The organism is Prosthecomicrobium pneumaticum, assembly GCF_014199915.1.
Classification (GTDB): Bacteria; Pseudomonadota; Alphaproteobacteria; order Rhizobiales; family Kaistiaceae; genus Prosthecomicrobium; species Prosthecomicrobium pneumaticum.
The window spans coordinates 151,444-173,529 of sequence record NZ_JACHOO010000007.1 but is presented as its reverse complement, the minus strand read 5'-3'; the positions used below and the strand labels follow the sequence as shown (position 1 = coordinate 173,529).

Genomic DNA, 22,086 nt, shown 5'->3' with positions numbered 1-22,086 from the left:
GGGCGCTTGCGCGGGCCTTGCCGGCCGCAGCCGGTCCGAACCTCGGCGCGCCTGCGGGCGGTGCGCCGCCGACGGCCGGGATGTTGCGCCGAGCGCATCGGCCCGCTCCGGAATTCGGCCCTATCCAGGACCCCGCGGTGCTCGCCACTCTGGCGACCCGGTAGATGGGAAGGAGGGCCGACTTTGGCAATCGAGGATTTCGCGCGGGCGATCCCCAAGATCGAACTGCACCTCCATCTCGAAGGATCCGTCCGACCCTCCACCTTCGTCGCGCTCGCGCAGAAGAACGGCCTCTCCCTGCCGGCCTTCGACGACGTGATGGAGCTCTACCGCTATGACAATCTCATCGACTTCCTGAAGATCTACGATCTCGTCTGCCGCGCGGTGCGTAGGCCGGACGACTTCCACCGCATCGCCTATGAGGCGCTGTCGAGCGCGGCGGCGGGCGGCGGGCGCTACGTGGAGTTCTTCTTCAGCCCGCACGCCCATGCCGAGTTTCTCTCCTATCCGGAGATGCTCGACGGCATCCTCGCCGGCATGCGCGACGCCGAGACCGATCACGGCGTGGTGTCGCGCCTCATTCCCGCGCATGCGAAGCCGCTCGGCCCGGAGAAGGGCGTCGCCTTCGTCGAGATGGTGGCCGAGCACCGGCGCGACGCGGTGATCGGCATCGGCACGGATTACGACGAACTGCCCGACGGCCCCGCAGTGTTCCGGGCGATGTATGAGCGGGCGCGGGCGCTCGGCCTGCACGTCACGACGCATGCCGGCGAGGTCGGTCCTGCGGCGTTCGTGCGCGAGGCGGTCGAGGTCTTGAAGGTGGAGCGGGTCGACCACGGCTACCACGTCGTCGATGATCCCGCGCTCGTCGAGGAATGTCGCGCGGCCGGCGTGTTCTTCACCTGCTGCCCCTCGACGACCCTCTATACGACCGAATACACCGACCTCTCGGCACCGGACCACGCCATCCGGCGGATGATCGACGCCGGGCTCAAGGTGACGCTCAACACCGACGACCCGCCGATGTTCGGCACCGATCTCGGCGCCGAATTCGCGATGGCGGCAAAGGCGCTCGCGCTCACCCCCGCCGAACTGAAGACCTGCACGATCAATGCGATCGACGCCTCCTGGCTCGACGAGGGCACCAAGCGGACCTGGCGGGCGGAGTGGACGGCGGAGATCGACCGGCTCGCGGCCGAACTTCTGCCGTCCTGAGCGCTCAGCGCAGGCCGAAGCCGCCGAAGGGTTTCAGCGGCATGAATTCGGTGAGTTCGAGCATGTCGCGCTCGACGAAGGGGAGGCGGTTGATCGCCGCCCTCGCCGCATCGAGATCGTCGGCCTCGAGCAGCAGCACGCCGCCGCCGGTGTCGCCGCGGTACCAGATCTGCCGCAGCAGGCCTTCCATGTAGAGCTTGCGCGCCTCGGCCTGCTCTTCGGCGACGAGCGCCTTGAAGTCCTCGTCGGTGAAGCGCTCCGACCGGCGGCGCATGACGACCATGAACTGCATGCTGCGGGTTCCCTCTTTCTCATCGTTTGCCGCGCGGACGATGCGCGGCGGCGGCAGATGAGCAGACCCGCACGAGACGCGCAAGGATACTGTATACAGACTACGGATCGACATCCGCCCGGGGGATGATCCCGCGCGGTCGCGGCCGGGTCTGCCAGAGGAGGAAGGCGAAGAGCAGCGCGAAGCCGGCGGCGATCGACAGCGGCAGTGCCTCGACGCCGGCGAGATCGATCAGATAGCCGATCGGGGTCGCGCCGAGAATCGAACCGGCGGAATAGGCCATGGCGAATCCGGTCGACACGACGGCGAGGCGCTGGCCGCGGAAATCCGCGCCGATCAGTACGACGCCGAGCGTATAGAGCCCGGACACCGCGCCGCCGGCGATGAAGAGCACCGGCGCGAGGAGCACCTCGGATCCGATTGCGAGCGGCAGCGCGAGCGAGGCGGCGACGGCGACGACCGCCGTGCCGAGCAGGGTGGCGCGCCGACCGGCCTTGTCGGCGAGCCAGCCGAGGAGCGCGACGAGCACCGCCTCGCCGAGGCTGAAGATCGCGACGAGGCGGGAGGCGCCGGCATCGTCGAGCCCGTGCGCCAGGCCGTAGAGCGGCAGCAGGCTCTGCATCGCGGTTTCGCCGAGGCCCGTCAGGAAGGCGGCGCCGACGAGCGCGCCGGCGAGCCGGATGGCGGTGGCGAGCGTCCGGGTATCGCCCGGACCGTCTTCGTCCTCGACCTCGCCGGCGGCCGAGCGGATCGACAGCGCGACGAGGACGCCGACGGCGAGCGGCAGCATCGCCGCGGCGAGCGGCAGCGGCCCGGTCGCGCCGGTCCAGCCGAGGAGCAGCGGCCCGACGAACTGGCAGGCGGCATAGAGCGTGCCCGAGGCGCCGATAATGCGGCCGCGGCGGCGATCGTCGACGGCGCCGTTGAGCCAGATCTCGGTCGTCGTCCACAGCGAGGAGAAGCAGGCGCCCATGATGAAGCGGGCGACGAACCAGACGACGAGATGGTCGGCGAGGGCGATCGCGGCGAAGGCGGCGAGCGAGACGGCGAACTGCGCCGCGACGAGACGCGACACGCCGAAGCGATCGATCAGCCTCGGCAGGAAGGGGCCGAGGAACAGGATGCCGGCGCCCGCGAGCGAGGCGTTGAGGCCGATCAGCCAGTTGGCGATCTCGCGCTTCTCGAGCGCCAGGCTGAAGAAGGGATAGCTGAAGCCGAAGAGCAGCGCCTCGATGCCGATCAGCAGAAGGACACCGGCGACCCGCCAGAACGGGAGAGGGAGAGGGGACATCGGCGTTCTCGTCTCTTGCCCGTCGGCGGGCGTCTTCCCCGGCGATCGTGCGCCGGTTTACCCGTGGCGGGCCGGCGAGGCGGGCTCGTCAGATCTCGCAGAGCGGCTCGGCGCACCAGCAGCGTATGCCCTGCGGCACCAGATTGAAGGTGCGGTAGTCGGCCGTGATTTCCTCGCCGGGCGCGATGTCGCGTTCCGCATAGACATAGAGCTGGTCGACGACGCGGGCATTCGCCCGGCAGGAATGGTTGAGATAGTCGACGCCGTCCGGCGTCTCTGTCGGCAGGAGGCAGGCGAGCCGGCGGCCGACGAGCCGAAGATGAACCGACTGGCGCCACCAGAAATCGTCGAGCGTCTCGGGATGGTCGAGATCGACCATCATCGCCCTGCCGTCGAAGAAGCCGAGAAACGTGCCGGCCGGGATCGCGCGCCGGGCGTGGATCGCCTTGTGGTCGTCGCTGATCGCCCGGACCTCGACGAACTCAAAATCCGTGTAGCTCATCGCCGATATCCGCCGAATGGAAGGTGGGGACGCCGCCGGACTGGCCGTCGCGGCTCGGGAGGTAGCGCGCGCCCTCGAAGAGCGTGGCGAGCCACTTCTCGCACAGGCGCGCGGCGTAGACGACGGGCATTTCGTGCCCGTGCTGTTCCTTGACGAGCTCGGCGAAGACCGGGTCGTTGTGCGGCGCGAACCAGGACATGCGGTCGTCCGACAGGCGCACCGCGCGGGAGGGGACGGCGGAGAGCCGGCCATAGGCGGTGATGGTGTTCACCGACATGTTGTGCCAGGCCGAAACGCAGCGGTCGAACAGCCGCTCGACCTCGGCGCGGTCGCCGATCTCGAAGGGCTGGCAGCCGAACTGCCGCTGCGACAGGTCCTTGACGAGCATGCCGAAGGCGAAGGCGTCCGATGTCGTGTTGATGGCGAGGAAGGGCGCGGAGAGGGCGGGGTCGTAGAGCGGATCGGAGACGTTGGCCCCGTGCGTCGTGAAGGCGACGGGGAAGAACTCGTAGACGGTGGCGAGCCCGGTGACGGGGCAGCGCATCTCGATCGGCGCGGCGATCGTCTGGCCGGCGATCAGCGCCCCTGCGCTTTCGGCGAAGCCGGCGTCGACCATGATCTCGCCGAGGAAGCGCAACTCCGCCGCAGCGTTGACGAAGCGCCGGCCGGGCGCCGGCACGACGGCGAGAAAGCCGACCTTCTTATGGTCCTCCACCTCGGTCCGGAAGCGCTCGAAGGCATCAAGGAACTGATAGCCGTTTCGCGTTTCGGCGCAGAGATAGCGACCGCGCTGGAACTCGCGTTTTCCGGCCGAGCACAGCAAGCCCCCGTTGATCCACCATGTCAGGTCGACATGGGGCGGATCGTCGGAGGATCCATGAAAAGGGCAGCCGCTACGGCCACCGGCGGGCGAGGGATCGCCCGGGGCTCGCTCAGTGCGCACGCTGTTCCTCGTCGATACACAGGACAAATTCGATCGAGAGCAACGAATTTGAATTACAGCGTTAACCCTTTGTCAACCATATTTGACTTTGAGCGGGTAGTGAGGCGTCTTCGGATCGACTATCCCCAGTTGCTCCGTGCTGCGGCAGAATCGGGAAATCTCTGATTCGTCAGAGACCTGCGCGAGAGGGTCGCGAGCGGTGGCGAGCCCTGTCAAAAACTGCGATAGTCGCGCCGTGCTGTGGCGTCGGGAGTTTTAAGCGTATCTCAAATGTTCGGAGCGAGCGTTCGGCGAAGACCGAGGACCCCTGGCCATGACCAATCCGATCGCCGGCCGCATCACGCTCAACATGGTCGCCGGCATCGTGGTGACGCTCGTCACCGTGCTGATGGCGATCGCCTGGATGGCGGTGCGGCAGAACGAGCAGGCGGCCGCCGGCGCGCGCACCATGGTCGAGGGTGGCGTCGAGGCGATGCAGACCCGCATCAAGGGCCTCGCCAACGACTATGCCTGGTGGGAAGAAGCCTATGAGGCCTATCTGCGCGGCGATGCCGAGTGGATCGAGGCCAATCTCGGCACGGGTATCACCGAGACCAACATCGCCGATGTCCTCGCCGTCGTCTCGCCCGCGGGCGAGATCGCCTATTCCTGGGGTCACGAGGGCGACCCGGCACTCGGCGATGTGCTGACGCCCGCGGCGATCGCGCAATTGCGCGACCTGATCCGGTCCGCCCCGGTCGAGAACAGTGCCGCCCGCGCCGCCTATCTCGCGACGAGCGGCGAGCCGCTCCTCGTCGGCGTCACCCGGCTCGCGCCGGTCTCGCGCGCGGCGGAGGTCGATCCGGCGACCCTGCCGCTGATCGTGATGGGCAGCTATCTGCGCCCCGACAGCCTGCAGAAGCTCGGCGCCACCTTCCTCGTCGACGACCTCCATCTCGATCGTTCCGGCAGCCCCGAAGCAGCGGCGTTTCCGGCGATCATCGACCTCTTCGGCCGCACGATCGCGCATCTCGTGTGGACCCAGCCCACGCCCGGCACCGAGGTCCTGCGCAACATCTTCCTGCCCGTATCGGGGGCGCTGCTCCTCTTCTGTTTCATTGCCGCGATGACCGCGGTCAACGCCCGACGGCTGGCGCTCGCGCAAGGCGCGAGCGAGCGGCAGGCCGTGGTCGCCGCGCGTACCGACAGCCTGACCGGGCTCGCCAACCGGTTCGGCTTCAACGAGTTCATCGAGAGCCCCGCCTTTTCCGCCGCCTGCCACCGCGGGGAAGCGGCGATCGTCTATCTCGACGTCAACGGCTTCAAATCGGTCAACGATTCGATCGGCCATCAGGGCGGTGACGAACTCGTGTCCCGGCTCGCCGAGCGGCTCGGCATGATCCTGCCCGCCGAGGCGCGCTTCGCCCGCATCGGTGGCGACGAATTCGCGCTCGCCCTCGTCGGCCGCTCGGCGCCGCAGGCGGTCGCGGGCGTTGCGTCCGCGATGGTGCACGCGCTCGACCAGCCCTTCTCGATCGGCGGCTTCCAGTTCCAGGTGACCGCCGCGGTCGGCTATGCGGTTGCCGAAGGGGTGGATTCGACCGCGGCCGAACTGCTGCGGCGCGCCGATCTCGCCATGTATCAGGCGAAAGCGGCGGCCGAGCGTGACGCGATTTCCTATCACGCGGGGATGGAGACCGGCGCCCTGCAGAAGAAGCGCCTCGAAGCGGCGCTCCGCGAGGCGATCGAGCGCGAGGAACTCAGTCTCGTCTATCAGCCGATCGTGCGCGCCGCGGACCTGCAGGTCACCCATGTCGAGGCGCTCCTGCGGTGGAACTCGCCCACCCTCGGTTTCGTCTCGCCGGGCGAATTCGTTCCGGTCGCCGAGGAGACCGGGCTGATCCATGAACTCGGCCGCTTCGTCGTGCGCCGGGCCTGCACCGATCTCGCCGACTGGCCCGGCCTCAAGGTCTCCGTCAACGTGTCGCCGGCGCAGCTGCGCGATCCGAATTTTGCCAACGATCTCGTCGCCATCACGCGGCGGCACGGCTCGGCCCCGGGGCGCTTCACCCTCGAACTGACCGAGGGGCTGCTGGTGCGCAACCCCACCATCGCCAAGCGCAAGCTCGCCCGGCTGAAGGCGCTCGGCTTCAGTCTCTCGCTCGACGATTTCGGCACCGGCTTCTCCTCGATCGGCTATCTGCGCCAGTTCCCCTTCGACGCCTTGAAGATCGACCGGTCCTTCGTCGCCGATCTCGGCGCCAATCCCACCGCGAATGCGCTCATTCAGTCGATGGTGGCGCTCGGCGACGCGATGGACATCGAGGTCGTCGCCGAGGGGGTGGAGACCGGCGAACAGCTCCGCCTGCTGCGGCTGCTGCGCTGCGAATACCTGCAGGGCTATCACATCGCCAAGCCGCTCAAGGTCGCCGATCTCGGCGCGCTGTTCGAGCGGCTCGGCGGCGAACGGCGCCTGATCCTCGAGGGCGGGTCGGGCGACGGCCAGGACCGGGTCTTCTCCCTTGCCAAGCTCTGATCACGGTCGGATCGCCACGCAGGGCGGCCGGCTGCAACCGGGTGGCGTCGGCCGCGGGCCCCTGTCATAACAGCGCCATGGACGCGCCTTCCGAGCTTCCCGCCCCCCGCACTGTCCTTTCCGCCGAGGAGGCCCGCCGGCTGGCGCTGGCGAGCCAGGGCTTCTCGACCCGCCGCGCCGGCGCGGCGCGCTGGAGCGCGCTCGCCGCCGGGATCGAGCGCATGGGGCTCCTGCAGCTCGATTCCGTCAACGTGCTCGTCCGCTCGCACTATCTGCCGCTCTACAGCCGGCTCGGCGGCTATGACCGGGCGGTGCTCGATCACCGCGTCTTCGATGCCGGCCGGCAGCGCGCCGCCTTCGAATACTGGGCGCACGAGGCCTCCGTGCTGCCGCTCGACCTGCAGCCGATGATGCGCTGGCGAATGCGCCGCGCCGCGGACGGGGAGGGGATCTATGGCGGGCTCGTCCGCTTCGCGCGCGAGCAGCCCGCCTATGTCGCCGCCGTGCTCGACGAGATCGGCCGCCGCGGGCCGACGGCGGCGAGCGCGCTCGACGATCCGGGCGAGCGGAGCGGCCCCTGGTGGGGCTGGCACAAGGGCAAGATCGCGCTCGAATATCTGTTCTGGACGGGCGCCGTCACCACGGCACACCGGCGTAATTTCGAGCGCATCTACGACCTGACCGAGCGGGCGCTTCCGGCCGAGGTGACTGCAAGACCGACGCCTGAGGAGCCCGACGCGATCCGCGCCCTCGTCGCCCGCTCGGCGACGGCGCTCGGCATCGGCACCGAGGCGGACCTGCGGGACTATTTCCGCCTGCCGGTCGAGCCGGCGCGCCGCGCGATCGGCGAGCTGGTCGAGGCCGGCGCGCTCCTGCCGGCGACGGTCGAGGGCTGGCGCCACCCGGCCTTTCTCGATGCCGCCGCCGCACCGCCGGCGCGGGCGACGCCGAGCGCGCTGCTCTCCCCCTTCGATCCGCTCGTCTGGTTCCGGCCGCGTACCGAGCGGATCTTCGGCTTCCACTACCGGCTCGAATTCTACACGCCCGAGCCGAAGCGGACCTTCGGCTATTTCGTCATGCCCTTCCTTCATCGCGGCCGGCTCGAGGCCCGGGTCGATCTGAAGGCCGACCGGGCGGGGAAGCGGCTGCTGGCGCTCGGCGCCTTCGCCGAGCCGGGCGTGCGGCACGGGCCGCTCGCCGCGGCGCTGGCCGACGAACTCATCCGCCTCGCCGACTGGCTCGGCCTCGAGACGGTGGCGCTCGGCAGCCGCGGCGATCTCGCCGCAGCGCTCATCGCGGCGGCGACGGATCCCCGCTTTGTCCGGCTCTGAGGCCGCCCCAGCAGCCTTCGACCTCTCGATCCTCGCTGCGGACGCGGTGACGGTCGCCGCGGCGCTCGTCGGTGTCGGCTTCTTCGTCGAGGGCGTCGGCGGTGTCATTGTCGAGACCGAGGCCTATCGCGAGGACGATCCCGCCTCGCACAGCTTCGGCGGGCCGCGCGGCCGCAACCGGGTGATGTTCGGGCCGCCGGGCCGGGCCTATGTCTACCGCTCCTACGGCATCCACTGGTGCATGAACGTCGTGTGCGGACGGGAAGGCGAGGGGCAGGCAGTGCTTCTGCGCGCGATCGAGCCGACGGCCGGCCTCGCCAAGATGATGGGGCGCCGCGGTGTCGCCGTGCCGCGGCTTCTCGCCTCCGGTCCGGGGCGGCTTTGTCAGGCGCTCGGCATCGCCGCGGCGCAGGACGGCGCGGATCTCGCCGCCGCGCCCTTCCGGCTCACGGCCCGAGCGGAGGAGCCGGTCCTCCTGGTCGGCCGGCGCATCGGCATCAGCCGGGCGGTCGAGCAGCCCTGGCGTTTCGGTCTCGCCGGCTCGCCCTTCCTCAGCCGGCCGTTCCGAACGGTTGAAAGCGGCGCGGCGGGCGCCTAGAGAAGCGCTCTCGCCCAGGGAGCCGCCGATGAAGCCGACCAAGATCATCTTCGACACCGATCCGGGCGTCGACGACGCCATGGCGCTGCTCTTCATCGAGGCGGCACCGGCCCTCGACCTCGTCGGCATCACCACCGTGTTCGGCAATGGCGGCGTCGAGACGACGACACGCAACGCCCTCTATTTGAAGCACCGCTTCGGGCTCGCGGCACCGGTCGCGAAGGGCGCCGACCGGCCCCTCTCCGGTCTCGAGGTCGCCGATGCCGGCCATGTGCACGGCGAGAACGGTCTCGGCGGCGTCGTCATTCCCCCTGCCATCCCGGGCGAGCTCGACCCGCGGCCGGCGCACCGCTTCATCATCGACACGGTGCGCGCGCATCCCGGCGAGATCACGCTGCTCGCCGTGGGCCGGATGACCAATCTCGCTCTGGCGCTGCGCGAGGACCCGGAGATCGCGAGCCTCGTCGAGCGCGTCGTGATCATGGGCGGCGCTTTCGGCTTCGCCGGCCATTCCGGCAATGTGACGCCGGTCGCCGAGGCGAACATCGCCGGCGACCCCCAGGCGGCCGACGAGATCTTCGGCGCCGCGTGGGAAGTGGTGGTGATCGGCCTCGACGTCACGCAGGAGACGTTGATGACGACCGCCTATCTCGCCGCGCTGCGCGACGAGGGCGGCGAGGCCGGCCGCTTCATCTGGGAGATCAGCCGCTTCTACGAGGCCTTCTATCGCGACGCGACGGGCGCAGAGGGCGTGTTCGGCCATGATTTCTCCGCCGCCGCCTATATCGTCGCGCCGCAGCTCTTCGCGCTGCGCGGTGGCCCGATCCGGGTCGTCACGGAGGGGATCGCCGAGGGCCAGACGATCCAGCAATCCGAGCTGCGGAAATTCGCGCCGAACGCCTGGAGCGGCCGGCCGTCGCACAGGATCGCCACCGCGGTCGACGCCGAGCGGTCGCTGGCGCTCTTCCGCGACACGATCGTGGCCCGCTACGGCCGCGGCTGAGCGCCGGGGGCGTCAGCCCCCGACCGTCACCCAGGCACCCGCCTCCGCCGAGGCGGCGATCGCGTGCACCGTCCGCTCGATGGCGAGGCCGGCGGTGAAGTCGACGCCGAGCGTCGTCTCGCCGGCGATCCGCCGCAGAAGGGCGTGCGCCTCGATCACCTTCAGATCGTTGAAGCCGAGCTGATGGCCCGGCGCGGGCACGAAGGCGCCATAGGGCGGGTGCTCCGGCCCCATCAGCACGGTGCGGAAGCCGCGCCGGTCGCGCGGGCCCTTCGCCTCGTAGAGCTGCACCTCGTTCATCCGCTCCTGGTCGTAGAGGATCGCCCCTTCGGCGCCGAAGATCTGCAGCGCGATGCGCCCCTTGCGGCCCCAGGCTGTGCGGTTGACGGCGAGCAGGCCGGACAGCCCGCCCTCCCATTCGAGGAAGGCGGAGGCGATGTCGGCCGTCTCGACGGCGCGTTCGCCACCCTCGGCGAGAGGCCGGGTCGGATAGGGTTTCGCCACGGTCCCGAGCACCCGCGCCGGCAGGCCGACGAGAGTCGCGAGGAGGCTCAAGGGGTGCACGGCGAAATCGTCCAGCGCGCCATAACCCGAACTCGCCGCGCTCTTCCAGCCGAAGGGCGCGGCCGGGTCGGCCATGAAATCCTCGTCCATCTCGATCCTGAGATGGGTGAGCGCGCCGATCGTGCCGTCGGCGAGGATACCGCGGATGAGGGCGATCGCCGGGTTCTGGATGTAATTGTAGCCGAGCAGCGTGACGCGGCCGCTCGCTTGCGCCGCCGCCTCCATCGCCTCGGCATCGGCGAGCGCGGTCGCCATCGGCTTCTCGCACCAGACGTGCTTTCCGGCGGCGAGCGCGGCGAGCGCCATCTCCTTGTGAAACTGGTTCGGCGCCGTGATCGAAACGACGTCGACGGCCGGATCGTCGATCACGGCGCGCCAGTCGGCCTCGGCGCGCGCGAAGCCGACGCTGGCGGCGATCGTCTCCGCCCGCGCGATGTCGACATCGGCGACCGCGACGAGGCGCGGCGCGGCGACATCGGGAAAGGTGGCGGCGACGGCGTTCCAGGCGAGCGCGTGGCACTTGCCCATGAAGCCGGTTCCGATCAGGGCGACACCGAGGCTGGTCATCGGCGCCTCCTCAGACGAGCGCCGCGACGCGCGCGGCGACCGCACGGCCGAGCGTCGCGTGCGCCTCGGGGTCGAGATGCAGGCCGTCGAACCGGCTCGACGCGATGATCGCCCCGGCGTCGAGCAGCGCGGCGCCGTGCGCGGCGCAGACCTTCTCGTAATGCGGCAGCAGGGCGAGCGACTTCTCGTAGCCGCCGGCGAACATCATCGGGAAGCCGTTGCCCGTGCCCATGTCCGCGAGCAGCGGCGGCGGGCAGACGACGAGCGCTTTCGGCACGCCGCCGCCGACCCCGCATTCGGCCGCCTCGAGGATCCTGAGGAGCTGGCCGACGCCGGCCGCGATGTCGAGCGGCTGCAGCGCGAAGCGCGCCTTGAGATCGTTGGTGCCGAGCATGATGACGACCACGTCGAGCGGCCGGTGGCTCCTGAGGCAGGGCAGGAAGTAGGCCGCGCCGCTCATATAGCTGCCTTCGACGGGATCGGCATGGACGGTGGTGCGGGCCGGCAGGCCCTCCTCGACGACGGTCCAGTCGGTGCCGAGCGCGGCGCGCAGCACGCCCGGCCAGCGGATGTCGGGCGCGTAGCGGCCGCCCGGCTCCGGCGGCACGGTCGAGGAACCCCAGGTGTTCGAATCGCCGAAACACAGAACCGACTTCATGATTCCTCCCGCGGCCGGGCTCACTGCGCCCGCCCGTTGCCGTCCCCCGCGCTTCCGGCGTCGCCGGCTCCTCCCGCGTGGATCGATGGAGGAGGGTTCCCGCGCCGCGCCGGTGCTGTCAAGCGGAGGGGATCAAGGTCACGGCGAGCGCGATTACACCGGAGTTGCGATCGGTTGCAACGCGTGGAAGATATAAACGCAGGAGGCGAGCCTCGGCATGCGCACCCGGCTCGGCACGAGTGAGAGGACATAGCGATTGACCGCTGGCTTTTCGCAACCTATCTTCCGTTCATCACCCACCCGTAGCTTGCTGCGGGCTCAAAGGCCACGAGGGGCGACCCTTTCGTGGCCTTTGCTTTTGTAGGCGTGCGCGATGCGTACCATCGTCTACATTGATGGCTTCAATCTCTATTATAGAATGCTGAAGAGCCGCCCTTCGATGAAGTGGCTCAATCCGCTGTCGCTGGCATCCGAAGTTCTCGACGCGAGCCATCGGATCACGCGCGTCAATTATTACATCGCACGCGTGTCGGCGCGGGCCCATGATCCGGGGGCGCCGCCGCGGCAGGCTACCTACCTCAATGCGCTGGCGTCCGTTCCTGAGATTGCTATCCATGAGGGCAGCTTCATGACATCGGAGCCCTGGATGCCCCTGACGGTGCCGCCTCAGGCGAAACCCGACGGCTATCTCTGGACACTTCCCGCTCCCGCGATGGTGCGCGTCATAAAGAGTGAGGAGAAAGGCAGCGATGTGAACCTCGGCGCCCACTTGGTGCGGGACGCCTTCACCGACGCCTTCGACGTCGGCGTCGTGATCACCAATGACTCGGACTTGGTTGAGCCCATCCGGATCGCCGTTACGGAAGCCGGCAAGCGGGTTGGGCTTCTTGTTCCTGTAAAATATCCGACGCAGAGTCTGATGAACGTCGCTTCGTTCTATCTGCGTTTGAGACCGGGTCATCTCGCCAGAGCCCAGTTTCCCGACCCTGTCCTCGCCGCCGACGGGAGCTCTATCGCGAAGCCGCCGAGCTGGGCATAGAGTTGCCAAGGGCGGTCGATCGGCCGATAGCCCGACGTGACGGCCGCTCGCGTTTCGCCCGAGATCGGCCACGAGGACCACTGCCATGCGAAAGCCCGCCCCGACCGCCGTTCCGATCCTTCCGGTCATCGCCGAGCGATGGAGCCCGCGCGCCTTCGACCCCGAGGCGGTGCTGACCGCGGAGGAGCTCGCGCCGCTCTTCGAGGCGGCACGCTGGGCACCGTCCTCAGCCAACAATCAGCCCTGGCGCTATGTCTACGGCCATCGCGGCACCGAGGCGTTCGACCGGTTGCTCTCCTGTCTCAGCGAGGGCAATCGCGACTACTGCCGGCGGGCGTCGGTGCTCGTCATCGCGGCGACCCGCACCGTGCGCGACAACGGCAAGCCGAACTTCCATGGCGGGCACGATCTCGGCCTGTCGATCGGCTACATGCTCCTCCAGGCAGTGTCGAACGGCCTCGCCATCCATCCGATGGGCGGCTTCGACGACGAGCGGGCACGGGAGCTCCTCGGCATTCCCGAGCACTTCGCCGCCTGGACCGCGATCGCCATCGGCCGCTACGGCGATCCCGCCCTTCTTTCGGAACGCCACCGCGCGCAGGAGACCGCGCCGCGCGAACGGCTGCCGGTGTCGGCGATCGCCTCCGAGGGCCATTGGCCCGGGTCGGCGCTCGAATAGAGATCGCGCTCGCCTGAGGATGAAGCGCAGCGTTGCATGCCCTCCGCCGGTCGCACTACGATCGATCACACGAACATCGCGGGGGACGAATCGGGCAATGCAAAGATCGCGGCAGCGCCGGACCGGGTCTCGGCTTCCGCGAGGGGGAGAGCGGGATGGCTGAGGCTCGGCGCCTACCGATCTCGATCGTGTTCGGCCGTGTGCAGACCAAGCTCAGGCTCTTCCGCGACCGCGTGGATTCGGCGATGACATCGGCTCTGCGCCGGCCGCCGCGGGAGATGCCGGCTGTCCGGGGAGGCGCGGACGCCGAACGGCTCGATGTTCTGCCGGGACCCGACACCTTCGTGCTCTACCGGATCGTCGGCAATGATCTGCCGCCCCTGCACGCGCCGGACCAGTCGCTCGACAATCTCCGGTTCCTGCTCGAGCACGAGCCGCTGCTCGAGGATTGCGAAAAGCGCTTCGTGATCAACCGGGTGGTGGATCCGGAGCGACGGGCCGCCATGATCGATCTGCTCGAGCAGCATGGCCAGCCCTATCTCGAGATTCCGTTCGAGTGGAGCGTCTACCGGCAGATTCCGTGGGCGCTCGATGATTATCCCATTGGCTACCTGCTCGGCGACGCCATCGACGAACTGCCGGCAGATCGTCGCGATGCAGCGATCGCGGGTCTCTACCGGCACAAGAACAACTATGTGATGAACAATAACGGCGCACGCAACGCGGCGCTGGCGGACGGGCGGGGCCGGGCCAAATGGGTTCTTCCCTGGGACGGCAACTGCTTTTTGACGAAGGAGGCCTGGGAGACGCTGCGGGCCGGCGTTCGTACTGCGCCGCATCACCATTATGTCTGCGTCCCCATGGCGCGAGCGGAGAGAAACGTCGATGTCGTCGAGGGCCGGGTCGGTGCCCGCCAAGCGACACACGAGCCGCAGCTGATCTTCCGGTGCGATGCCGACCATGCCTTCGACGAGCGGTTTCCTTACGGCCGTCGCTCGAAGGTGGAACTTCTCTGGCGCCTCGGTGTTCGAGGCGCTTGGGACAAGTTCAGGCTCGAGGCCTGGGATCTCCCGCCGCCGACACCGGTCCCGGCCGCCCACCATGCCGTCGGGTGGGTTGCGCGGCTCGACAATGGCAATGGCAGGGGGGCCGCCGCCCGATCCCTCGAGATGCGGGCGCGCGGATCCTTGCGCAACCAGGCGATCATCGAGCTTCTGAGCGGCATGGACAGCGCGACGATCTCTCCCTTCATCGGCCCGGACCGGCTGCGATTGTTCGATGACGCGAGTCTCGCCCGACTGGCCGCCACCGCCGAAGGGGACGGGCCGCCCGGAGCGCTCCGCGCATCGATCCTCGCTGAAGCCGAAGAGGCATTGGGCCGAGGGCCGTTCTCGCCCCTCCAGAAGACCACCCGGGCGCCGAGCGGCGATCCGCGCGACTATTGGCATCCCGCGCCCTATTGGTGGCCCAATCCGGCGAGTCCGAACGGCCTGCCCTATATTCGCCGCGACGGCGAGCGGGCGCCCGGCACCGTGCCGTTCGGCCCCGGCAGCGAGCAGTTCGATCGCTCGGCCCTGCAGCGCGTGTTCGACGACACGACGGCGCTCGCGCTCGCTTGGGGCATCACCGGCGATCCGGTCTTTGCCCGTCACGCCGCCGAGCGCGTACGGATGTGGTTCCTCGATCCCGACACGGCGATGACCGCGCATCTGCGCTACGCGCAGGTCCGCCTCGGCCATGCCGGCAATGAGGGCGCGCCGGCCGGCATCATAGAGGCCAAGGACTTCTATTACTTTCTCGATGCGGTAACGCTCTGCCGAAGGGCCGGCGCTCTTTCGCAGCAGGAAGCGGACCGTTTCGCGGAGTGGCTCGAGGCCTATCTCGGCTGGCTGCTCGACAGCCCGCAGGGCAGGGCCGAATGCCGTGCCGTCAACAATCACGGCACCTATTATGATCTGCAGGTCGCGGCGATCGCCGCCTATCTGGGCGAGGCGAGGTTGCTTCTGGAGACGTTCCGGCGGGCCGAGGACCGGCTGCGCAGCCAGGTGACGCCCGACGGCGCACAGCCCGGAGAGCTGAAGCGGCGCGATTCTCGCCATTATTGCGCGTTCAATCTCGCCGGGTGGGTCGCTCTCGCCGTGCTTGCGGAACGGTGTGGTCTGCGCTTCGAGGGGGGGCGGCGGAGCGACGGGCGCGACATTCTCAACGCCGTCGCCTGGCTGCTCGATCGACCTCAAGCGGCGGCGTGGCCGGACGCCCGCTTTGACGTTCACCGTCTTGCGCCGCTCGCCGCCTTCGCGGCGCATCGTCGGGGCGAGCCGGCACCGCCGTTTTCCGATGCCGCAATCCGCTTGTCCGAGGAGACCGGCCTGCCACCCTTCTGGCCGCTCAGCGGCATCGGCGTTCCGGTCTGATGGCTCGCGGCCCGACGCCTCCCGCCGCCGATCCCCATCGACCTTTGCGCATCTGCATCGCGGCGCTCACCCGGCGAAGGCCGCGCATGCTGCGAGCGCTGCTGCAGTCCTTTGCCGAGTGCCACACCCCGCCGGGCGTCGAGCCGCTGTTCCTGATCGTCGAGAACGATCACCAGGCACGCAGCCGCGCGACCATCGAGTCCTTGCGGCCGAAACTCGGCGGGCGCCAGCTGGTCCTCGTTCTCGAGACCGAACTCGGTATTCCCTTCGGTCGCAACCGGGCGATCGACGAGGCGCTCGCCCGGGGTGCCGACCTGCTCGCCTTCGTCGACGACGACGAGGTCGTTGCGCGGGACTGGCTGGTTCATCTCGTCGCCGAATACCGCCGTTCCGGCGCCGATCTGATCGGCGGACCCGTGCGGATCATGCCGCCCGATGCAGGGCTCGGGCCGATGCAGCGGGCGATCCACCGTGGCGTCGCGGCGCGTCTCGCCCGCCGGGAGGCGCAGATGGCCGCGATGGCGCGCTCGGGTCGACCGTTCCGGCACACGATCGTCACCAATAACTGGCTGGCGCGCACCACGCTCTTCAGCGATCACGGGCTGCGCTTCGACGAGAGCCTGCGCCACACCGGCGGCAGTGACGCGGCCTTCGATGAGCAGGTGCGGGCGCGCGGCCTGTCGAAATCCTGGGCCCCCGAGGCGCTCGTGTTCGAGACGCTGCCGGCCGAGCGGTTGAGTTTCGCCTACCAGTTCACCCGCGCCAAGGACCAGTCGAAGGTCTCGCTGCGCCGCAAGATGGCGCGCGGCGAGGAGCGGGTCGCCTTCGACGTTCTCGTCGTCGTGCCGCTGCGGCTCGTCGGCAGCCTCGGCCTCGTCCTGATGCTGCCGTTCCGGCCCGGCCTCGCCCTCGTCGACCTCGCGCGGTCGCTCGGCTGGACGGCCGGGCGCGTGCTCGGCCTCTGCGGCTCGCGCTCGCGGCTCTACGAGCGCATCACCGGCGACTGAAGCGTGGCGGGTCTCAGCGGCGCATCAGCCCCTTGAGGGCGATGTGCTGCAGCAGCATCACGGTCTTGCCGTCGCAGATCTCACCCGTGTCGATCATGGCGAGCGCGGTCTCGAAGGGCAGTTCGACGGCCTCGATGTCCTCGCCCTCCTCGACATGGCCGCCGCCGGTTCCGATGCGGTCCTCGGGCCGATAGCGCGCGGTGAAGAGATGCAGGCGCTCGGTCACCGAGCCGGGCGACATGAAGGCCGCCATGGCGAAAGCGACGTCGGTGAGCCGGATGCCGAGTTCCTCCTCGGCCTCCTTCTTCGCACAGCCGGCCGGATCGTCGGCATCGAGCAGGCCCGCGCAGGCCTCGAGCAGCGGCTCGTCATGACCGCGGCGGAAGGCCGGGAAGCGGAACTGCCGCACCAGCAGCACCGTGCCGCGTTCCGGATCATAGGGCAGAACGGCGGCACCATCGCCGCGGTCATAGGTCTCGCGGATCTGGGTCTGCCAACTGCCGTCGGAACGGCGCCAGTCGAACACCGTTTTCTCGAGCCTTCCCCAATTGTCGGACAGGAGGGTGGTCTCGCGGATGCGGACGCGGTCGGCGACGCTCATGATGGGCTCCCGGGGAGGACGGCCTCTCTGTAGCCGAGCGCCCACGCTCTGGAAAGCGGCGGCGCGGCAGCTTGACTTTGACCCCGTTCCGTCGAATGAAGGGTCCTGAGGAACGCACATCAGCGCGGTTGGGAGGACTGCCCGGTGAAGCGGGTCGGCATCGGCATCATCGGCTGCGGCAACATCTCCGGCGCCTATCTGAAGGCGATGCGGAACCTGCCGATCGTGGAGGTCCGCGGCCTCGCCGACATGAATCCGGCGGCGGCGGAAGCCCGCGCCGCGGAATTCGGCCTTTCCGCCGTGCCGGTCGATACGCTGCTCGCCGATCCGGCGGTCGAGATTCTCGTCAATCTGACCATCCCGAAGGCGCATGTCGCGGTCGGCCTCAGGGCGCTCGAGGCCGGCAAACACGTCTATACCGAGAAGCCGCTCGGCATCGCCTTTGCCGAGGGCGAGCGGCTGATGGCGGCTGCGGCGGCGCGGGGCCTGCGGGTCGGCGCCGCGCCGGACACCTTTCTGGGGGGCGCCCATCAGACCGCGCGGGCGCTGATCGACGAAGGGGCGATCGGCGCGCCGGTCGGCGGCACCGCCTTCTTCATGTGTCCGGGCCACGAGCGCTGGCATCCCGCTCCGGATTTCTATTACGAGGTCGGCGGCGGCCCGATGCTCGACATGGGTCCGTATTACGTCACCGATCTCGTCAACCTGCTCGGACCCGTGGCCCGTGTCACCGGCATCGCCACCACGCCGCGGCAGACCCGCACGATCACCAGCGCGCCGCGCTCCGGACAGACGATCCCGGTGCACGTGCCCACCCATGTCTCCGGCATGCTCGAATTCGTCTCCGGCGCCGCAGTGTCGATCACGATGAGTTTCGACGTCGCGGCGCACCGGCACCTGCCGCTCGAGATCTACGGCACCGAGGGCTCGCTCCTCGTGCCCGACCCGAATTTCTTCGGCGGCACGGTCGAGCATCTGCCGAAGGGCGGACAGTGGGCGCCGGTCGAGACGCGCTATCCTTACGCCGACGCCAACTGGCGCTCGATCGGTGTCGCCGAGATGGCGCAGGCCATTCGCGACGGCCGGCCGCACAGGGCGAGCGGCGCGCTGGCGCTGCACGTGCTCGAGGTGATGGAGGCGATCGGCGTCTCATCGCAGACCGGCCGCCACGTCGAGATCGCGACCCGGCCGGATCGACCGTCGCCGCTCGCCGAGAGCCTCGTCGACGGCCACATCGTGTGAGAGCCTCACCCCGGCCCTCTCCCGCACGGGGAGGGGCATTCGTATCGGCGCTCTATGCCGCGCCCTCCGTGCGCGGCTCCGCGGGGAGAGCGGCCGATCCCTCTTTCCGGCTGCGGGAGAGGGTCGGAGTGAGGCTCTCGCGCGGCGATACTGAGGAGTGGAGGAACACATGCGCGACGCTTTGATCGTCTGGGGCGGCTGGGCCGGGCACGAGCCGGAGCAAGGGGCGGCCGTCGTCAAGGAGATGCTCGAGGGCGAGGGCTTTCGCGTCCGTGTCGAGACCGAGACCGCCGCCTTCGCCGACCCGGCGATCCGCGACTATTCCCTGATCGTGCCGATCTACACCATGGCGACGATCGAGAAGGGCGAGGTCGAGAACCTGACCGCCGCGGTGCGCGGCGGCGTCGGCATCGCCGGCTGGCACGGCGGCATGGGCGACGCCTTCCGCACGGCCACCGAGTACCAGTTCATGGTGGGCGGCCAGTGGGTCTCCCATCCGGGCAACATCATCGACTACACCGTCGATGTGATCCGCCCGGACGATCCGGTGATGGAGGGGATCGCCTCTTTCCCCTACCGGTCGGAGCAGTATTACATGCATGTCGACCCGGCGAACGAGGTGCTCGCGACGACCACCTTCACCGGCGCTCACGCCCCCTGGATCGACGGCGTCGTCATGCCGGTCGTCTGGAAGAAGCGCTATGGCGAGGGGCGGGTGTTCTACTCCTCGCTCGGTCATGTCGCCTCGGAATTCCAGGTGCCGCAGATGAAGACCATTCTGCTGCGCGGCATGCTCTGGGCGGCGCGGTAGGGCGGCCGAGGCCCTCCCGGCCATACTCGGAGCCGCCCTCCGCCCGTCATGCCGGCCTCCGTGCCGGCATCCATAATCGTGCGGGTGGGGGCTTCGGGGATGTCCTCTCCATTCGTCATGCGAGCCTGCCCGATCGTGCCGGTCGGCGGCCTGCGAACCGTCCTCCCCACCCGTCCTTCCCGCGAAGGCGGGAATCCCTGGACAGTGGACGGCCGGCGTGATGGATCCTCGCCTTCGCGAGGATGACGGGTGTGCGGGACGGCGGCGCCGCGCGCTTTCGCCCGGCGTCGCGATTATGGACCCCGGCACGGAGGCCGGGGTGACGGGTGCTCTCGGGAGATCGGACGCTCTGCGCCTACGAGCCGCCCTGCCGGCTTTCTCCCGGCGCCATCCCGTCGGATATCCGAACACCCCCTCCACCCGTCATGCCGGCCTCCGTGCCGGCATCCATGATCGTGCGGGTGGGGGCTTCGGGGATGTCCTCTCCATTCGTCATGCGAGCCTGCCCGATCGTGCCGGTCGGCGGCCTGCGAACCGTCCTCCCCACCCGTCCTTCCCGCGAAGGCGGGAATCCCTGGACAGTGGTGTGCGGGACGGCGGCGCCGCGCGCTTTCGCCCGGCGTCACGATTATGGACCCCGGCACGGAGGCCGGGGTGACGGGTGTTCTCGGGAGATCGGACGCTCTGCGCCTACGAGCCGCCCTGCCGGCTTTCTCCCGACCATCCTGTCAGATATCCGAACACCCCCTCCACCCGTCATGCCGGCCTCCGTGCCGGCATCCATAATCGTGCGGGTGGGGGCTTCGGGGATGTCCTCTCCATTCGTCACCCGGCGAAAGCCGGGCGACGGTCACGCCGGCGCGGCAAGGGGACGGGGCTCTGCGTGATCGGTCCCGGATCTCGGCTGTGTCTCGCGCGGAATGACGGGTGTGCGGGACGGCGGCGCCGCGCGCCTTCGCCCGGCGTCGCGATTATGGACCCCGGCACGGAGGCCGGGGTGACGGGTGCTCTCGGGAGATCGGACGCTCTGCGCCTACGAGCCGCCCTGCCGGCTTTCTCCCGACCATCCTGTCAGATATCCGAACACCCCCTCCACCCGTCATGCCGGCCTCCGTGCCGGCATCCATAATCGTGCGGGTGGGGGCTTCGGGGCGCGACCCGCTCCATCCGTCACCCGGCGGAAGCCGGGCGACGGTCAAGCCGGCGCGGCAAGGGGACGGGTGTTCTTGGAGGGGGCGTGCCCGCCCTGCATCACCGCGGGCTGCGCCGCCTCATTCCGCCGCGGCGGCCGCGCCGTCGTAGCGGCGGCGGGCGTCCTGGATCGTCGCCTGATGCATGCTCGCCCAGCGGCTCAGCGCGCCGATCGGGCCGTGCAGCGAGGCGCCGAGCGGGGTGAGGGCATATTCGACCTGCGGCGGGGTGGTCGGGAAGACCGTGCGGCTGACGAGGCCGTCGCGTTCGAGGCTTCGCAGCGTCACCGTCAGCATGCGCTGCGAAATGCCGTCGACCGAACGGCGGAGTTGGTTGAAGCGCGCCGGACCGACCCCGAGCCGCAGCACGACGAGCAGGCTCCAGGCGTCGCCGAGCCGGTCGAGCACGTCGCGCACCGGGCAGGGCGCCCCCGCACTGGGCGGCGTCATGTCTTCGAGACGAACGAGCCCCGCCGACTGGTCCTCCGCCGGCTCGACGAGAACCGGTCTCAGCACCGTGACCGCCATCGATCCGCCCCTCGGTTCCCTCGGTGTGCCCTGGTGAGCGGAACATGCGTTCTTAACAGGCGCCGGTCAACCGCCTAGTTATCCTGCGTAACCTGAGGCCCGGAGCGAACCGCCGCGCAGCGCGGCACCCCGGGATCGTGCGATGGAGAGACCGATGTCCAAGCCCACTCTGCTCGTGACCGGCGCCGGCGGCCATCTCGGCCGCAAGGTGGTCGAGACGCTGCTCGACCAGGAAGCGGGTCCGATCATCGCGACGACGCGCAAGCCCGAGGCGCTCGCCGATCTCGCGGCGCGGGGCGTCGCGGTTCGCCGCGCCGATTTCGACGATCCGGCGAGCCTCGCTGCGGCCTTCTCGGGTGCCGAGCGGCTGTTGCTCGTGTCGACCGATGCGCTCGACGCGCCGGGCCGCCGTCTCGCCCAGCATCGCGCCGCGGTCGCCGCGGCGGAAGCGGCCGGCGTCGCCCATGTGGTCTACCTGTCGGCGCCGGCGCCCCATCCGACGCCGACATCGTCCCTGATCGGCGACCATTACTGGACCGAACAGGCGCTCGCCGCGAGCGGGCTCGACTGGACCTTTCTGCGCGATCACATCTACAGCGAGATCATCCTGGTCGGCATCGGCCACGCGCTCGAGACCGGCCAGCTCTTCACCGCGACCGGCTCGGGTGGCCGCTCCTATGTCTCGCGCGACGACTGCGCCCGCACGGCTGCCGCCGCGCTCGCCGGCGCCACGAACGGGCGGACCATTCTCGACGTGACGGGTCCGGCGGCGGTGACGCAGAACGAGATCGCCGCGCTCGTCTCCGCGCTCTCGGGCCGCACCGTGACGCACATCCCGGTACCGGCCGAGGGGCTTCGCCAGGGGCTGACCGCCGCCGGCCTGCCGCCGCTGATGGTGGACGGCCTCGTCGCCTTCGACGTCGCCGCGGCGCAGGGCCACCACGCCATCGTCACCGACACGGTGGAGCGGCTGACCGGCCGCAAGCCGGTCTCGGTCGCCGACTTCCTCACCGCCCACCGCGCCGCCCTCGGCACGCCGGCCTGATCGGCGGCGGGGCGGACGCCGCTTCCGGCCGGCGTCCGGGTTACGCGGTCG

General features: G+C 69.5%; 20 protein-coding genes. 12 read left to right on the top strand and 8 right to left on the bottom strand.

Annotation, left to right across the window (positions count from 1 at the left end):
• Positions 1 to 183 precede the first annotated feature (183 nt).
• Positions 184 to 1,215 (top strand): adenosine deaminase, encoded by a 1,032-nt coding sequence (add, locus tag GGQ63_RS16750; protein WP_183857751.1) that lies wholly within the window; start codon positions 184 to 186, stop codon positions 1,213 to 1,215.
• A gap of 4 nt (positions 1,216 to 1,219) precedes the next feature.
• Here add and GGQ63_RS16745 read toward each other — a convergent pair whose 3' ends face one another.
• The 4 genes from GGQ63_RS16745 to GGQ63_RS16730 all read right to left on the bottom strand — a co-directional run bounded on the left by GGQ63_RS16745 (position 1,220) and on the right by GGQ63_RS16730 (position 4,123).
• On the bottom strand, positions 1,220 to 1,507 hold the full coding sequence (locus GGQ63_RS16745; protein WP_183857750.1) for a muconolactone Delta-isomerase family protein: 288 nt from the start codon (positions 1,505 to 1,507) through the stop codon (positions 1,220 to 1,222).
• A 100-nt stretch (positions 1,508 to 1,607) separates the two neighbouring features.
• Positions 1,608 to 2,798, bottom strand: coding sequence for an MFS transporter (locus tag GGQ63_RS16740; RefSeq protein WP_183857749.1), 1,191 nt, complete (start codon positions 2,796 to 2,798; stop codon positions 1,608 to 1,610).
• An 88-nt stretch (positions 2,799 to 2,886) separates the two neighbouring features.
• Positions 2,887 to 3,300 carry an SET domain-containing protein-lysine N-methyltransferase gene (locus GGQ63_RS16735; protein WP_183857748.1) on the bottom strand — a complete coding sequence of 138 codons (414 nt, stop codon included), beginning with the start codon at positions 3,298 to 3,300 and terminating at the stop codon, positions 2,887 to 2,889.
• Positions 3,281 to 4,123 (bottom strand): hypothetical protein, encoded by an 843-nt coding sequence (locus tag GGQ63_RS16730; protein WP_183857747.1) that lies wholly within the window; start codon positions 4,121 to 4,123, stop codon positions 3,281 to 3,283. Before GGQ63_RS16730 ends, GGQ63_RS16735 begins: the two co-directional genes overlap by 20 nt.
• 433 nt (positions 4,124 to 4,556) lie before the next feature.
• On the opposite strand from GGQ63_RS16730, the gene GGQ63_RS16725 reads away from it, so the two are divergent.
• The 4 genes from GGQ63_RS16725 (at position 4,557) to GGQ63_RS16710 (ending at position 9,690) form a co-directional block, all read left to right on the top strand.
• Positions 4,557 to 6,758: a putative bifunctional diguanylate cyclase/phosphodiesterase gene (locus GGQ63_RS16725; RefSeq protein WP_183857746.1), complete on the top strand. Its 2,202-nt coding sequence runs from the start codon at positions 4,557 to 4,559 to the stop codon at positions 6,756 to 6,758.
• Between the two features lie 77 nt (positions 6,759 to 6,835).
• Positions 6,836 to 8,089 carry a winged helix-turn-helix domain-containing protein gene (locus tag GGQ63_RS16720; RefSeq protein ID WP_183857745.1) on the top strand — a complete coding sequence of 418 codons (1,254 nt, stop codon included), beginning with the start codon at positions 6,836 to 6,838 and terminating at the stop codon, positions 8,087 to 8,089.
• On the top strand, positions 8,076 to 8,687 hold the full coding sequence (locus GGQ63_RS16715; RefSeq protein ID WP_183857744.1) for a DNA-3-methyladenine glycosylase: 612 nt from the start codon (positions 8,076 to 8,078) through the stop codon (positions 8,685 to 8,687). The genes GGQ63_RS16720 and GGQ63_RS16715 overlap by 14 nt, the downstream gene beginning before the upstream one ends.
• A 28-nt stretch (positions 8,688 to 8,715) precedes the next feature.
• Positions 8,716 to 9,690, top strand: coding sequence for a nucleoside hydrolase (locus GGQ63_RS16710; protein ID WP_183857743.1), 975 nt, complete (start codon positions 8,716 to 8,718; stop codon positions 9,688 to 9,690).
• A 12-nt stretch (positions 9,691 to 9,702) separates the two neighbouring features.
• Here GGQ63_RS16710 and GGQ63_RS16705 read toward each other — a convergent pair whose 3' ends face one another.
• Both GGQ63_RS16705 and GGQ63_RS16700 read right to left on the bottom strand, forming a co-directional pair.
• Positions 9,703 to 10,821, bottom strand: a complete 1,119-nt coding sequence (locus tag GGQ63_RS16705; protein ID WP_183857742.1) for a Gfo/Idh/MocA family protein — start codon at positions 10,819 to 10,821, stop codon at positions 9,703 to 9,705.
• 10 nt (positions 10,822 to 10,831) lie between these two features.
• Positions 10,832 to 11,479, bottom strand: a complete 648-nt coding sequence (locus tag GGQ63_RS16700; RefSeq protein ID WP_183857741.1) for an SGNH/GDSL hydrolase family protein — start codon at positions 11,477 to 11,479, stop codon at positions 10,832 to 10,834.
• Between the two features lie 373 nt (positions 11,480 to 11,852).
• Between GGQ63_RS16700 and GGQ63_RS16695 the strand changes: the two genes are divergently transcribed.
• The 4 genes from GGQ63_RS16695 to GGQ63_RS16680 all read left to right on the top strand — a co-directional run bounded on the left by GGQ63_RS16695 (position 11,853) and on the right by GGQ63_RS16680 (position 16,618).
• Positions 11,853 to 12,518: an NYN domain-containing protein gene (locus GGQ63_RS16695; RefSeq protein ID WP_183857740.1), complete on the top strand. Its 666-nt coding sequence runs from the start codon at positions 11,853 to 11,855 to the stop codon at positions 12,516 to 12,518.
• A gap of 85 nt (positions 12,519 to 12,603) precedes the next feature.
• Positions 12,604 to 13,197: a nitroreductase family protein gene (locus GGQ63_RS16690; protein WP_183857739.1), complete on the top strand. Its 594-nt coding sequence runs from the start codon at positions 12,604 to 12,606 to the stop codon at positions 13,195 to 13,197.
• Positions 13,198 to 13,352: 155 nt separating this feature from the next.
• The gene (locus GGQ63_RS16685; protein WP_183857738.1) at positions 13,353 to 15,611 is read left to right on the top strand and encodes an alginate lyase family protein; all 2,259 of its coding nucleotides are present in this window, start codon (positions 13,353 to 13,355) and stop codon (positions 15,609 to 15,611) included.
• Positions 15,611 to 16,618, top strand: coding sequence for a glycosyltransferase family 2 protein (locus GGQ63_RS16680; protein WP_281380218.1), 1,008 nt, complete (start codon positions 15,611 to 15,613; stop codon positions 16,616 to 16,618). Before GGQ63_RS16685 ends, GGQ63_RS16680 begins: the two co-directional genes overlap by 1 nt.
• A 13-nt stretch (positions 16,619 to 16,631) precedes the next feature.
• Here the strand turns inward: GGQ63_RS16680 and GGQ63_RS16675 are convergent, their stop codons facing one another.
• Positions 16,632 to 17,219 (bottom strand): NUDIX domain-containing protein, encoded by a 588-nt coding sequence (locus GGQ63_RS16675; protein ID WP_183857736.1) that lies wholly within the window; start codon positions 17,217 to 17,219, stop codon positions 16,632 to 16,634.
• 144 nt (positions 17,220 to 17,363) lie between these two features.
• Between GGQ63_RS16675 and GGQ63_RS16670 the strand changes: the two genes are divergently transcribed.
• Both GGQ63_RS16670 and GGQ63_RS16665 read left to right on the top strand, forming a co-directional pair.
• Positions 17,364 to 18,461 carry a Gfo/Idh/MocA family protein gene (locus GGQ63_RS16670; RefSeq protein WP_183857735.1) on the top strand — a complete coding sequence of 366 codons (1,098 nt, stop codon included), beginning with the start codon at positions 17,364 to 17,366 and terminating at the stop codon, positions 18,459 to 18,461.
• Positions 18,462 to 18,630: 169 nt separating this feature from the next.
• Positions 18,631 to 19,272, top strand: coding sequence for a ThuA domain-containing protein (locus GGQ63_RS16665; protein ID WP_183857734.1), 642 nt, complete (start codon positions 18,631 to 18,633; stop codon positions 19,270 to 19,272).
• 1,271 nt (positions 19,273 to 20,543) lie between these two features.
• Here GGQ63_RS16665 and GGQ63_RS16660 read toward each other — a convergent pair.
• Positions 20,544 to 20,912 carry a winged helix-turn-helix transcriptional regulator gene (locus GGQ63_RS16660; protein ID WP_183857795.1) on the bottom strand — a complete coding sequence of 123 codons (369 nt, stop codon included), beginning with the start codon at positions 20,910 to 20,912 and terminating at the stop codon, positions 20,544 to 20,546.
• Positions 20,913 to 21,144: 232 nt separating this feature from the next.
• On the opposite strand from GGQ63_RS16660, the gene GGQ63_RS16655 reads away from it, so the two are divergent.
• Positions 21,145 to 22,035: an NAD(P)H-binding protein gene (locus GGQ63_RS16655; RefSeq protein ID WP_183857733.1), complete on the top strand. Its 891-nt coding sequence runs from the start codon at positions 21,145 to 21,147 to the stop codon at positions 22,033 to 22,035.
• Positions 22,036 to 22,086: the final 51 nt, after the last annotated feature.